16 protein-coding genes and 1 pseudogene are annotated in these 11,662 nt (G+C 51.5%); 2 read left to right on the top strand and 15 right to left on the bottom strand.

Going from position 1 to position 11,662, the window contains the following annotated elements:
* Positions 1-94: 94 nt before the first annotated feature.
* The 15 genes and pseudogenes from HS100_16420 to HS100_16350 all read right to left on the bottom strand — a co-directional run bounded on the left by HS100_16420 (position 95) and on the right by HS100_16350 (position 10,419).
* Positions 95-448: a hypothetical protein gene (locus HS100_16420; GenBank protein ID MBE7435501.1), complete on the bottom strand. Its 354-nt coding sequence runs from the start codon at positions 446-448 to the stop codon at positions 95-97.
* 12 nt (positions 449-460) lie between these two features.
* A complete protein-coding gene (locus HS100_16415; GenBank protein ID MBE7435500.1) occupies positions 461-634 on the bottom strand; it encodes a zinc ribbon domain-containing protein in 174 nt (57 codons plus the stop codon).
* Positions 635-787: 153 nt separating this feature from the next.
* Complete coding sequence (locus HS100_16410) at positions 788-967, bottom strand: YHS domain-containing protein (GenBank protein ID MBE7435499.1); 180 nt, start codon at positions 965-967, stop codon at positions 788-790.
* Positions 968-1,059: 92 nt separating this feature from the next.
* On the bottom strand, positions 1,060-1,482 hold the full coding sequence (locus HS100_16405; GenBank protein ID MBE7435498.1) for a rhodanese-like domain-containing protein: 423 nt from the start codon (positions 1,480-1,482) through the stop codon (positions 1,060-1,062).
* Positions 1,479-2,225 carry a DsbA family protein gene (locus HS100_16400; GenBank protein ID MBE7435497.1) on the bottom strand — a complete coding sequence of 249 codons (747 nt, stop codon included), beginning with the start codon at positions 2,223-2,225 and terminating at the stop codon, positions 1,479-1,481. The genes HS100_16405 and HS100_16400 overlap by 4 nt, the downstream gene beginning before the upstream one ends.
* 34 nt (positions 2,226-2,259) lie before the next feature.
* Positions 2,260-2,436: pseudogene (locus tag HS100_16395) on the bottom strand (hypothetical protein).
* 686 nt (positions 2,437-3,122) lie between these two features.
* Positions 3,123-4,817 carry a HAMP domain-containing protein gene (locus tag HS100_16390; protein MBE7435496.1) on the bottom strand — a complete coding sequence of 565 codons (1,695 nt, stop codon included), beginning with the start codon at positions 4,815-4,817 and terminating at the stop codon, positions 3,123-3,125.
* Complete coding sequence (locus HS100_16385; GenBank protein ID MBE7435495.1) at positions 4,814-5,503, bottom strand: response regulator transcription factor; 690 nt, start codon at positions 5,501-5,503, stop codon at positions 4,814-4,816. Before HS100_16385 ends, HS100_16390 begins: the two co-directional genes overlap by 4 nt.
* Positions 5,448-6,218 carry a DUF2085 domain-containing protein gene (locus tag HS100_16380; protein MBE7435494.1) on the bottom strand — a complete coding sequence of 257 codons (771 nt, stop codon included), beginning with the start codon at positions 6,216-6,218 and terminating at the stop codon, positions 5,448-5,450. The genes HS100_16385 and HS100_16380 overlap by 56 nt, the downstream gene beginning before the upstream one ends.
* A 9-nt stretch (positions 6,219-6,227) precedes the next feature.
* Positions 6,228-6,806: a DUF3105 domain-containing protein gene (locus tag HS100_16375; protein ID MBE7435493.1), complete on the bottom strand. Its 579-nt coding sequence runs from the start codon at positions 6,804-6,806 to the stop codon at positions 6,228-6,230.
* 63 nt (positions 6,807-6,869) lie between these two features.
* A complete protein-coding gene (locus HS100_16370) occupies positions 6,870-7,271 on the bottom strand; it encodes a FixH family protein (GenBank protein MBE7435492.1) in 402 nt (133 codons plus the stop codon).
* A gap of 22 nt (positions 7,272-7,293) precedes the next feature.
* Positions 7,294-8,376 carry a copper oxidase gene (locus HS100_16365; protein MBE7435491.1) on the bottom strand — a complete coding sequence of 361 codons (1,083 nt, stop codon included), beginning with the start codon at positions 8,374-8,376 and terminating at the stop codon, positions 7,294-7,296.
* A gap of 106 nt (positions 8,377-8,482) precedes the next feature.
* The gene (locus HS100_16360; protein ID MBE7435490.1) at positions 8,483-8,836 is read right to left on the bottom strand and encodes a hypothetical protein; all 354 of its coding nucleotides are present in this window, start codon (positions 8,834-8,836) and stop codon (positions 8,483-8,485) included.
* Positions 8,837-8,989: 153 nt separating this feature from the next.
* Positions 8,990-10,012 (bottom strand): beta-propeller fold lactonase family protein, encoded by a 1,023-nt coding sequence (locus HS100_16355; protein MBE7435489.1) that lies wholly within the window; start codon positions 10,010-10,012, stop codon positions 8,990-8,992.
* Positions 10,013-10,227: 215 nt separating this feature from the next.
* Positions 10,228-10,419 (bottom strand): YHS domain-containing protein, encoded by a 192-nt coding sequence (locus HS100_16350; protein MBE7435488.1) that lies wholly within the window; start codon positions 10,417-10,419, stop codon positions 10,228-10,230.
* A gap of 286 nt (positions 10,420-10,705) precedes the next feature.
* Here HS100_16350 and HS100_16345 point away from each other — a divergent pair, with 286 nt between their 5' ends.
* Both HS100_16345 and HS100_16340 read left to right on the top strand, forming a co-directional pair.
* A complete protein-coding gene (locus tag HS100_16345; GenBank protein MBE7435487.1) occupies positions 10,706-11,179 on the top strand; it encodes a hypothetical protein in 474 nt (157 codons plus the stop codon).
* Positions 11,176-11,655, top strand: a complete 480-nt coding sequence (locus HS100_16340) for a hypothetical protein (GenBank protein ID MBE7435486.1) — start codon at positions 11,176-11,178, stop codon at positions 11,653-11,655. The genes HS100_16345 and HS100_16340 overlap by 4 nt, the downstream gene beginning before the upstream one ends.
* Positions 11,656-11,662 lie beyond the last annotated feature (7 nt).

Here is an 11,662-nt window from a genome sequence, read left to right as displayed (position 1 = left end):
CAATAGACGATGGCAGGGAGCGGATTTCAGCCTAGTGGTATATAAGCAAAATAGCCTATCTTCCGACAGGCTACTTTGAGAACGCGAGGTTACTTTACTTCAAGGAATTGCCGCAGTAGGGGCAAGTCTGCCAATCGGCTTGGGTGCCCTTTCCGCAGTTGGAGCAGGGCGTCAGGGATGAGGCTTGGGGAGGATTTCCTGTATTTCGCACCAGGGATGCGACACCAAACCCAATGAGCACGAGGATGCCGATGGGGATGAGCCACATGAAGATCATGCCCAATCCCATTCCGAACCAGCCGAAGGGAGAGTAGCCCCAGTTACCCATCATGCCATAACCGCCCATCATGCCATATCCACGGTTGCCCCATATCATGCCGCCTCCGAAAAGGAACAGAGCAGCAAGAACAGCTACGATGCCAACGATCCACCAGTTACCTTTTTTCATTTTGACTTCCTTTCATAAAGTTTGTCCGCAGTGCGGGCAGTTTTTCCAGTCGTTTTGCGCAGCCTGTCCACATTTGTGGCAGGTACGGCTTGCAACGGGCTTGAGCGCATTGACCAGATTATTGCCAGAAACGCTGTAGACGATCAAACCGACAAGTACTAAAGGGACGATCCACATGAGAAACATACTGTACTCCTTTCGATGATCCAAGAATACCCGGCATGATTAAAGAATGTGTAAAGGCACGGCAAAGAGTGATTGAAGATTTTGTTTCGGCAAATTGTCTAAAATAAAATAACCTGCCCAGTGGGCAGGTTACCTGAGGAGAAGAGGATGGAATTAATGATGATGCGCGTGTTCATGAGTCTTGCTGAGATACTTCTCGGGATCGGCATCAAACGCCTTCTTGCAGCCAAGCGAGCAAAAATAATACGTTTGCCCCTTGTATTCGGATGTGCCGGCAGCAGTAGCGGGGTCGATATCCATGTGGCAAACGGGGTCATGTACAGTGGTTGTCATAAGCTGGTCTCCTTTCCTTTGTATTATGCAATTAATAGACAGCCTCAACGAGAGCCATATTACTGAGGCTCTTATAGGCAATTCTGCCTATTCTATTTCTCGATTTCGCGTCCTGTCTGTTCCCATGCCACCATGCCGTCTTCGAGATTCCAGATATTGGTATACCCGAGCGAAACAAGTTCCTCTGCCGCAATTGCGCTCATGCGACCACTGCGGCAATACAGAACGATCCTTGCATTTTTATCCGCTGGCAACTGCGCCAGATTTTCCGGCGCACTGATCTGGTCGTAGGGAATGGACAGGTCTGTATCGGCAATGTTCCCTGCGAAAGGAGTATGCACATTGACAAGGATAAGATCCGTGTTCTTCAACATCGTGTCCAAATCGACAGGAGTGATGTTTTTATAGGAACCGTCAACGGTTGTAACCTCTTTGCCCGTAATCTCTTCGACGCTGCTCTGGCAGGCGGTCAGTGTCACAAGCAGAAACAAGGATATGAGGAGTATCTGTTTCATGGAATTTTTCCAGCCAACTCAAGATCGATGATCTGTTTGAACGCTTCAAGAGGTTGCGCGCCAACGATTGCCAGCCCGTTGATGAAAAATGTTGGGGTGGATTGAACGCCAAGGTTGAGCGCAAAATCCATATCCTGTTGGATGGCGTCCTTATATTTACCTGAATTGAGACACTCCTCGAAAGTGACTGCATCCAAATTGAGGTCAGCGGCGATCTGCAGGTACAACTCACGCCCAAGTTTGTCCTGATTCTCAAAAATCCTGTCATGGTAATCCCAGAAGGCCCCCTGTTCGTTGGCGCACATCGAGGCTTCCGCCGATGGAAGGGCTTCGGGATGAATGGATGTCAGGGGAAGATGACGATAGACAAAACGGATTTGACCGGGATACGCCGCCAGCAATTGTGCAGCCGTCTCATCCTGGAAGCGTTTGCAGAACGGGCACTGAAAGTCGCTGAACTCGACAATTACGATGGGTGCATCCACCGGTCCCTGGCTGGGAAAGCCTTCGAATGGGATTTCATAACGGGTGAATTGCGGTGCCTGTGTCGCTGCCGGGGCTTCGACAATGGGTCCCTGGGCAACAGATGGATTATTGACAATCGCTTGTTGTGAACGGGGGGCAAGCCCCCAGACAACATAACCCGTCAATATGCCGATGGCAAAAGCCAGTATCACCAGGACCGAATAAAAATGGGTTCGTTTAAAGGTGATGGTATCTTCCGAATTAATGGGGGAATCCATAAGGGTATCTTCTCTAAAAATATTATGATCTTTGTATCGTGTGCCCGCTCAGATAACCAAGATAGGCAGGCACGAGCGGCAGGACGCAAGGTGAAAGAAATGACAATAGACCGGCAAGGATGGCGGTGAAGTATGTCGGCGCGGCAGAGAACAGGGTAAACTTTTCGATATATAGACCATTCTTGAATGCCCAGATCGCTATCAGACTCATTGTGTTCGTAAGAAGCAGAACACCAATGGCAATGATGAAAACACCGCTGGCAATTTTGAAATACTTTTGATAGGGTCGCATGCGTTTGATCCAGCCTGAAGCGCGCTCCAAACCAAGCGCCATCGCCAGGAAGGGAAGCCCCAAACCAAGCGAGTACCCTGAAGATAGCCACATCGCCTGTCCGACCGTTTGCTGGCTGAGCCCCATTGTTAGGATTGCGCCCAGTGTGGCACCAATGCATGGGCTCCAACCTGCTGCAAAGAAAATGCCCATTAACGCCGAGCCACCATAGGTTCCGCGCTGACCTGTGTATTCCGTCCGGGTATCATAATAAAACCAGGGAAGGCGAATTACATCCAGAGTCGCCAGTCCGAACATGATCACGATCACGCCGCCTAATTGCGCGATAACCCGTTTGTATGCGCCGAACAATTGACCCAGCGCCGTCACCGAGCCGCCCCAGCCGATTACAAACACCAATGAGAAGCCGAGGACGAAGAGCAGCGCATGTAAAAATATTTTCAAACGTTCTGTTTGGGATGGAAAGGGGGGAATCGCAGTATCAGAGGTCATGAGTCTTCCTTTTCAATAAGGATATAACATCATGATACGCAAATCCCCGCCCCTGCATGAGCGCAGGATGGCGGGGAAATCGGTAGGCAAAATGGCTTATGACCTTTATCGCTTTACAAGCGAATTTCGATCCTGGTTCCCTGTCCTTGGGTGGACTCAATTCCCAGCCGTGCCCCGATCAGGTCCGCACGTTCATGAATACCGAGCAGTCCAAAATGCCCGTTGGGAGCAAATTCCGTCGGGCTGGCAGGAGCGACAAAGCCGTGGCCATTATCAGAGATCATCAGTGTTATTTCCGAATCAGAATAACGGATGGACAAGTCGGCACGAGTCGCCCCGGAATGTTTAGCCACATTATTGAGCGCTTCCTGCGCAATGCGATATAGCGACAATTCCACCTCGCGCGAGAGACGACGTTCGTTACCGGTTTTTTGAAAATCAACGATCAGAGAATTAACCTGGCTGATCTCCCGCGCCAGCATTTCCAACGCAGTGACCAGTCCCAGATCTTCGAGATAAATGGGACGCAGCGCCCGCGTCAGGCGGCGCAGATTTTCGATGGTCTGCTCCGCCAGATTTTCGAGTTCCTTAAGGGATTGTTTTCCATTTTGATCCTTGACCGATCTCTGCGCCAGTTGCACCCGTTGTTTCAATGCAATGACCGCCTGAATGGTGTCGTCATGCAGTTCCCGCGCCAGTCTGGCACGTTCCTCTTCCTGTGCCGAAGTGATCGCGCCGATGTAATCGTGCAATCCCTCCTGAGCCGCCTGCACTTTACGCGACATTTCGGTCAATTCCATTTGCAGGTGTTGGACCTCAGATATGCCGCCAACTGACTCCTTTATGGCTTCGAAATCCCCCCATGCCAGCGCCGCCGCCTTGGACTCAAGTTTTTGCAGGGGCTGGACGATCTGTTTGGCGCCGAACCAGATGGCAATCAATGCCAGGATGAAGGCAGGCACCATTACCAGCGGAGCCATCTGGGTCAATTGCAGGGAGGGGCTGATCACCATTTCCCATTCCTCCTCCGTGATCAATGCCCAGCCTGCAGTTTCAATGGGGCTATAGGCGACTACATGTTCCGTCGCTTCCTTTTTCACATACAGAACGCCACTCCTGCCTGCCAGAGCTTCCGCCACTCCAGGATGGTCCGCATCCAGGCTTTCGCGTTCGAGCGCACCGCTGACGAACAAAATACGGCGGGAATTATCCAATAGATAGATGGTCACGTGACTGCCCGCCGGGTAGGTGGGTGTCAGGGTTTCGGACGCGAGTGTCTCGGGTGAAAACGCGCCGGCGACAATCACATCGCGGGAGTCAGAATAGGCTGAGATGATGACAAAGAGTTGGTTGGAGTTTGGATCCAGGGTCGGGTCGGAGAAAACAAATTGAGGGCTGGATGAAGAAGCGAGTTTGACCGACCTGGAGTTTTGAGATACCCATCCCCAAAATCTGTCATTCCCCGTTTTCTCGATTAAGTGTCCATCCGTATTTAGAAAGGCAATCCCCCCGTTGAAATCCTTTGCCAGGTCGGTGGTGGTGGCAAATATATCCTTGAAGGAAATATCCTCGGATGCCAGCACCGCCATGCTCGAAACAGTCGCCATGCGATGATGAAGTTCGGATTGCAGCGCTGCGGCGGCGGACTGCACGGCGCGTTCGTCACGTTCCCCGACCAGGGTGCGCATGTCCTGCTGGTGCATGTTGACCCCGCCGAACGCAATGAACAATAACAAAAGCGTCAGCGGCAGAACCGTGACGGCAAAGAGTTGCGTCAGACCGCGCCAGCCTGGCAGGATTCGTTTCATTCTTCTGGAATATTGCCCGAGCTTTGTGAGATCAACCCCAGCGCCACCCCGCGCATGACAGCCTCGGTGCGGCTGTTGGATTGCAGTTTGGCGAAGATGTGCGCAAGATGTCCCTGCACGGTGCGGTCGCTGATATTCAGTTGCACACCGATGGATTTGTTGGTGAACCCCTTCGCCGCGAGTCGCAGCACATCCAGTTCACGGTCAGTTAATGGTTCGACGATCTTTTTTTCCGGTCCTTTGAAGATGGTGGACATCAACTTGCTGGTGATGGATGGATCGAGTGCAGACTTACCTTCATAGACATCACGCACCGCCTGGATCAGCTCATCCGCCTGCCCAGTTTTGAGGACATAGCCATTTGCACCTGCCTGCAAAACCGCCATCACGTAGGGATCATCGTTATAAGCGGTCAGGATTAACACGCCCACTTCGGGCAGATGGGCACGCACCCAGCGTGTGACTTCAATACCGCTGGCTTTGGGCATCTGAATATCAAGCACGGCAACATCCGGCTTGTGTTTTTGGATTAAGACCTGCGCCTCCTCCCCGTCTCCTGCCTCGGCAATGACCTGGAGGTCGGTCGCACTCTCAAGCAGTTGTCGCACCCCTGCACGGACGATATGGTGGTCATCCGCCAGGAGAATGCGTATTTTGGTTTTTGATTTGCTCGATGACTTTGGCATGGCTTAATGTATCCAATTGCTGATTATAAACTTGTGATTGATTAATGAACGGGAAGGCAAGCCAGACAAGACCCAGCCCCGCCAAAAGCCCGGTAAGGAAGCGCATGAGCGAGTTGAACGATCCCAGCGCATCACCGGCGTAAAACGTTGCAGGAAAGGTGTTGTTTGTCAACACTGCCAGCCATGCATTTGTATCACGAAATCCATTTCCGATACCGGCAAAATCGCTGACCATGTGTGTTCCACCATCCAGCGCCATCGGCAGCAGGAGCAGAACAAATCCCCACCAACTCAAAGTCTTTATCGTGTGTCGGAAGGGATACCACAATGCCGCAAAAAGCCAGACGCTGGTATAGAACGAGATCATGCGATCCGACCACGCCACCTTCCAGCCCATCGGTTCGTTGCCGATGAATTGGCGCAGGATCATGGGATTGGATGTGTTCTGCCAGACCGCCTGGATTTCGCCCAGGGAATACATGGTCTTTTCGCCGAACCAAAAGAGGGAGCGTTCCGGGAGTTGGTGGCAGAAGAACGAGTAAATGAAGTAGACCGCCCTGCCTGCACCCGTCCAGCCGATCTGCATGAAAACCGGCGCAAGGAAGGGAACAAATACCCAAACACCATAGATGGTCAGAAAAACGGCAAACCAATGAGTGCCTATCCACTGAAAGGCATTCGTTATTTTAGGGGCATTCAAGGTGGTTGTTGACATTTTATTCCCTCATGGGGCGTTTGGTTCGGGGGCGCGATTGAGGTTGGCGCGATAGAAGGCTTTGGCTAGTTCCATATCAAATATCTCGAACTTTTGGATCCGCCCCCATGAGGTCATCGCCACCGGAACCTCAATGGAATTCCAGGGATAGGCGATCATCTTCACGCCGCCCAGATCATCCATGACCGTGCGGATTTGTGATTTTAACTCCGAACAACCTGCCTCTTCCAGTTGGTCACAGTTGTACCAGAAGACCACATAGCCGTGTTCCAGATTGTGAACCAGATAAGCAGCGGGAAATGTATAGATATTCTCATCATAAAATCCCGCCTGAGCTTCGGTTGCGTAATGTAATCCGGACGTTGGCGGATCGGAATTATATTGTCCAGGATCAGAGTCCGTGGGAAGATGCGGATCGCTCGTCATAATGGCAATCGACTCCCCTGCCGCCGGTCTGATTCCCTGCCAGACTATGACGCCAAGGATCGCCAATACGGCAAGTCCAATTGCGCCCCAGATGATCCCTGAAACCAGTTTTTGTTTTCTGTTTCTTTGTTGAATGTGTTGTCGTCTTTTTTTGTTGTTCATGAATAAACCCTGCCGGCAGGAAAGCGGGTATCACTGGATGTGACACCCGCTTTAGGCGGCTCATTATTGCACCTTGAACTCGATATCTTCCTTGTAATCCAATCCGTCCTTGCGAACATACACGGTTATCTTCCAATTGCCGCTCATGCTGAAATTGGCATTGATGGAATAGCGCCCTCCACCCTGCTCGGTGGCAAGACCGCTCATCCCCATGCCGGTCATGTCCGTATGATCGGCAGAGACATCCACTGTTGCACCCTCGATGGGCTTGCCGTCTCCGTCCGTGATAATCAGGATCAATTCCATGTCGCCCATCATGGCAGGGCTTGGATTGGACGCCACCGTGATGTTTACCTGGCTCGACGATCCAGACTCGACCGGGGCGGCAGGCTGTGCGGATCCACCGCAAGCCGCCAGTACAGCCGCCAACATGACAAACATACTGATAAAGAACATCTTTCGCATTTTTACTCTCTCCTTGAGTATTTTATTCAACGACTTCGATCATCAACATCAAGCCGCCCGGCTCGACGTTATCGTTGGTGGTGTGGTGCAGGATGTGACAGTGCAGCATCCATTGACCGGTTTCGGTGGCGATGAATTCAATGTCGTAGCGTTCACCCGGGGCAACACTGACCGTGTCCTTGGTCAACTGCGCCGCCTCGGGGACCGGGTGCCCATCGGTCGCCACGATCTTGAAAGGCACACCATGCAGATGCATAGGGTGTATGAACTGACCAATGGCAATAAAGCGCAGCCGGACCAGATCCCCTTTCTTGACGGTAATGGTTTCGGTGGCAGGGAAGGACTTGCCGTTGATCGTGAAATAGTTCGGCTCCATCCCGCCCATTGGCATGGCGGCAAATGTTTGCCCATCGGTCATGCGCCATTCCGAGATCATCAGGGTTTTATCCACAACGGGTGGATTGGCATCCGGTTCCTTTGGGTCAATGATGAACGGCGCGTACAGCCCGGCGCCAACCTGCACATCACCTTCATAATGGGAGTGATACATAAAGGTTCCTGCCGGCTTGGCAGTGAATTCGTAGGTAAACGTCTCGCCCGGCTGGATCGGGTCCTGGGTGACACCCGGGACGCCGTCCATTGCATTGGGAACCTCCACACCGTGCCAGTGGATTGTGGTCGGATCGGGTAATTCGTTCTTCACGATTATCCGAACCTGATCACCCTCGGTCACGCGGATCATCGGTCCAGGCACAGTTCCGTTATACGTAAAAGCAGTCACAGTCACCCCATCCAAAATCTCCCATTGAACCGCTTTCGTAGTCAATTCAAAAACTTTGACGCCATTCTCCTCGCGATATTCCAGCGGTTGTCCGCCCTCAGTTTCTGTGGCTGGCTGGACGTTGGGAGCCGTAATCGGCTCCATCATGTGCGCGGCTTCGGGGTTGTCCATCATCATGCTGCCCGGGGTGGGCGTCCCATCCTCCATGCCTGAATTGTCATTGTTCATTGGCATGTCGTCCCCATTGGATGTCGCGGCAGGCGCGCAAGCCGACAATATCAAAGCCAGACTTATTATCGTAAAAAGAAATATTTTCCTGATCATGGTTCCTCTGTAAAGTTGGAATAGCAGTTGAATATAAGGATTTCCCCTTGATCCATCCAGCGCAATTTGACGCGGGAATCCATAGGCAATATTGCCTATATGAATATCAGGCAGACACCGCCACCTTGATATCCAATGCCTCTTTGATGGAGGCAACCAGTTTTCTGTCTGCCTGTTGGGATGGGTCATCGGCAATGGAGAAGCGCGTTTGTCCGTCACTTCCGTGCAGGATTAGGGTGGCAGGTTCAGCAGTCTCCCCATAGACCATCAGAACAACCATCTGGCAGTCGCATTCTGTGGTGCCGTGATTTGGGCAGGGACAATCCTGTTGGGTATGTCGCGCGGTATGCAGATCAAAGGTTTGCAAAGCCCGCAAACCGCCTTGCGATAATTTTTTCTTCGCCGCCTGCAAAGCCATATCGCAGGGCAAATCAACTGTCAGGAAGGAAAGTGTGGTCATACTATGCCTCTATCATTGGATGTTCTCCATTGTATGTATTTTTTCAGGTGAAATATAGAGCCGCGTGGCGCATTCAGGGCTAAGCCATTTTGCCTATAAAAATTCCCCTGTCATTGCGTACCGACAGGAGAACCATCTGGCTGTATGTGCCCATTAGGGCATGGGCATATTCATGCCGCCCTCCGGGATTTCAAGTTGGATTTCCAATGCGACATTGGCTGGCGCGGGAAGCGGTGAGAAACTAATGCCATTGGGCGCATCGCCGGTTGGAATGGTTGCGATAACACTCCGGCTCTCAAGATCGATCACCGACACCGTGTCTTCATAGATGTTCGATATGTAGGCGTATCGGCTCGATGGATCGATGACGACTCCGTGGGCGCCTTTTCCAGTTTCAACAGTTGCAATCACTTCGAAGATCGCAACATCGACCATCGAAATGGTGGTAGTGGGTTTTTCCTCGGTTCCCTGATTGGCGACCAGAATATATTGATTGTTCGGTGAAACAAAGACCTGGATGGGACCCACGCCTACTGCCACCTTGCCAAGCAGTTCCTGTGCGGTAACATCCACCTTGCCCAGCGCATTTTCGCCATTGAGGGAAAAGTAATTCACCATCCCATCCGGTGAGAACCCCACCTGCACCGGGCGCTCTCCAACTTCGATGTCTGTCACCTTCACATCCTGGGCAACATCGATAACGCTTAAGGTGGTGGACTTGGCATTGGCGACATAAACCCACTTTCCATCCGGGCTGACGCGCAAGCCGTGCGGGTACGCGCCGACGGGGATCGTGGCAATTACAGACATCGCTTCCACATCAATCACGGTGACAGTGTTGTCCTCACCGTTGGTAACGTATGCCTTTTTGCCATCGGGCGTCAGCACGATGTGCGCAGGCATCATGCCGGTCGGCACCACGCCATGAACCTCAAAAGTGACGGCATCAATCATGATCGCCAGTGAGTCATGCCCGCTCACTGCCCAGACGGTTTTTCCATCCGGGGCAACCTGCAGGTTGTGGGCGCCCTCGACTCCTGTAAGCGTGGTCAGGACTTGATTCGTCGCCGCATTGATCACGGTAATGCTGTTGCCCTCCTCGTCTGCAACCCAAACTGTTCCATCCAATCCTGCAACGGGTTGATCCGGTTGGGTCTGGGTGAGTTGTTCGGTCATTTCAGGTTCCGCCGGCGCGCCACATGCGCTCAATACAACAGTGGCGATGATCAGCGCGGGCATAATCTTCCAAATCAAAAACTTATTCATATGGTTCAACTCCTTCTGGTTGGATCGAATATCGTCCGCACTTATACAGCATCCACCCTCAAGTTGAACATACGCATTTTTGCCTAATACGTCATGGTTTGTCCAATTTATTCACAATTTCGATTCTATTCGCTATCTTCTTCCATTCGAATATATTGATCGGGGACACGTTCAAACAGATGCTTGCAGACCTCGGAACAAAAGTAATAGGTCATCCCCTTGTGAATAACCTGAAAGGGCGGATTCTTTGGATCGACTTTCATTTCACATACAGGATCGATTTCATACTCCTGTCCGGCTGGATAATATCTTTGCATGTTGAAACTATCCATGATTTCCTGATCTCCTGTTGGCGCGCCACACGACGAACAAAAGCGCACAATCGATTTATTTTGATTTTCACAGTCCGTGTAGTTTGATGAATTTATTCATTACCGAACACAAAGACTCTTTTCGACTGAATATCCTACTCGATGTGTGCGAAGAACATATAAAGAATCAGTGAGGACAAACATAGGCAGTATTGCCTATCAATTTTTCAGCCACTTGGCGCAAGACATCCAGCATAAGCCAGGGCTATGATCACACCAAAGGAGAATAACGGTGAAACGAATTCTTATCCCCCTTGCGACGTTCCTGCTCGGCTCAGTCTTCATCGCTTCATTCTATCTCGGCATCCTCACCTGGGCACAGGGCTGGGATTATGCCTCCTCGCAATTCGCGCGTGACCGGTGGTATGTCATCCCGATTATCCTCGGCTTTGGTGTTCAAGCCGCGCTCTATTCCGTTCTGCGATTTCGTCTATTCATTCCAGTTGCATCCACAGGACATGCAGGCTCAATGATGGGAGCCAGTGGCGGAACCTCTGCCACTGCGATGGTCGCGTGTTGCATTCATCATGTCACCGATGTTTTGCCCATTCTTGGTTTGAGCGCGGCGGCAAGTTTTCTCACCCGTTATCAGCGTCCCTTCATGCTTACCGGACTCGCCATGAACCTGATTGGAATTGGTGTCATGCTCTTCGTGCTTTATCGTGAACGTCAAAAATTACATCCTGTTCTTCTGGAGACAAAATGAAACGCCTCATAATTCCCGCCTTGATGATTTTGACTTTTGTTATCACAGCCTGTTCAGCGATTTCGTCTCCGCTTCCAACCCAGCCGCAACCTGATTCTGTTTCGACGGAACCTGACTCCCCTGAATTTGACCCTGCCACCCGCATGGACGATCAGGGAGCGATTATCTTTGAAGTCACTCCTCTTAACCTCGACTCAGCGACTGCTGAATCCCTTGAATTCAGTATTGTCCTAACTACCCATTCGATTGACTTGAGCATGGATCTTGCAGCAACCGCAACTCTCTCGACTGATACTGGGATAAGCGTCAACTCCGCCCTCTGGGATGCGCCGCGTGGCGGTCATCATGTGGAGGGAAAGTTGATCTTCCCGGCAATGCAGAATGGTAAATCTATTTTGGATGGAGCGACAAAACTCATCCTGACCATCGCCAACGTGGATGCCCCCACTCGCATCTTTGAATGGGAGTTGAGATAACAGGAGA

It is taken from the genome of Anaerolineales bacterium, from assembly GCA_015075725.1.
Classification (GTDB): domain Bacteria; phylum Chloroflexota; class Anaerolineae; order Anaerolineales; family Villigracilaceae; genus Villigracilis.
The sequence above is the reverse complement of the archived record's forward strand: the minus strand, read 5'-3'. Positions and strand labels throughout refer to the sequence as shown.

Coding starts and splice junctions, on each gene's coding strand:
- HS100_16420 (MBE7435501.1), bottom strand. CDS start 448: ATGAAAAAAGGTAACTGGTGGATCGTTGGCATCGTAGCTGTTCTTGCT.
- HS100_16380 (MBE7435494.1), bottom strand. CDS start 6,218: ATGTCAACAACCACCTTGAATGCCCCTAAAATAACGAATGCCTTTCAG.
- HS100_16405 (MBE7435498.1), bottom strand. CDS start 1,482: ATGAAACAGATACTCCTCATATCCTTGTTTCTGCTTGTGACACTGACC.
- HS100_16365 (MBE7435491.1), bottom strand. CDS start 8,376: ATGATCAGGAAAATATTTCTTTTTACGATAATAAGTCTGGCTTTGATA.
- HS100_16410 (MBE7435499.1), bottom strand. CDS start 967: ATGACAACCACTGTACATGACCCCGTTTGCCACATGGATATCGACCCC.
- HS100_16360 (MBE7435490.1), bottom strand. CDS start 8,836: ATGACCACACTTTCCTTCCTGACAGTTGATTTGCCCTGCGATATGGCT.
- HS100_16355 (MBE7435489.1), bottom strand. CDS start 10,012: ATGACCGAACAACTCACCCAGACCCAACCGGATCAACCCGTTGCAGGA.
- HS100_16400 (MBE7435497.1), bottom strand. CDS start 2,225: ATGGATTCCCCCATTAATTCGGAAGATACCATCACCTTTAAACGAACC.
- HS100_16370 (MBE7435492.1), bottom strand. CDS start 7,271: ATGCGAAAGATGTTCTTTATCAGTATGTTTGTCATGTTGGCGGCTGTA.
- HS100_16350 (MBE7435488.1), bottom strand. CDS start 10,419: ATGCAAAGATATTATCCAGCCGGACAGGAGTATGAAATCGATCCTGTA.
- HS100_16390 (MBE7435496.1), bottom strand. CDS start 4,817: ATGAAACGAATCCTGCCAGGCTGGCGCGGTCTGACGCAACTCTTTGCC.
- HS100_16375 (MBE7435493.1), bottom strand. CDS start 6,806: ATGAACAACAAAAAAAGACGACAACACATTCAACAAAGAAACAGAAAA.
- HS100_16415 (MBE7435500.1), bottom strand. CDS start 634: ATGTTTCTCATGTGGATCGTCCCTTTAGTACTTGTCGGTTTGATCGTC.
- HS100_16385 (MBE7435495.1), bottom strand. CDS start 5,503: ATGCCAAAGTCATCGAGCAAATCAAAAACCAAAATACGCATTCTCCTG.
- HS100_16340 (MBE7435486.1), top strand. CDS start 11,176: ATGAAACGCCTCATAATTCCCGCCTTGATGATTTTGACTTTTGTTATC.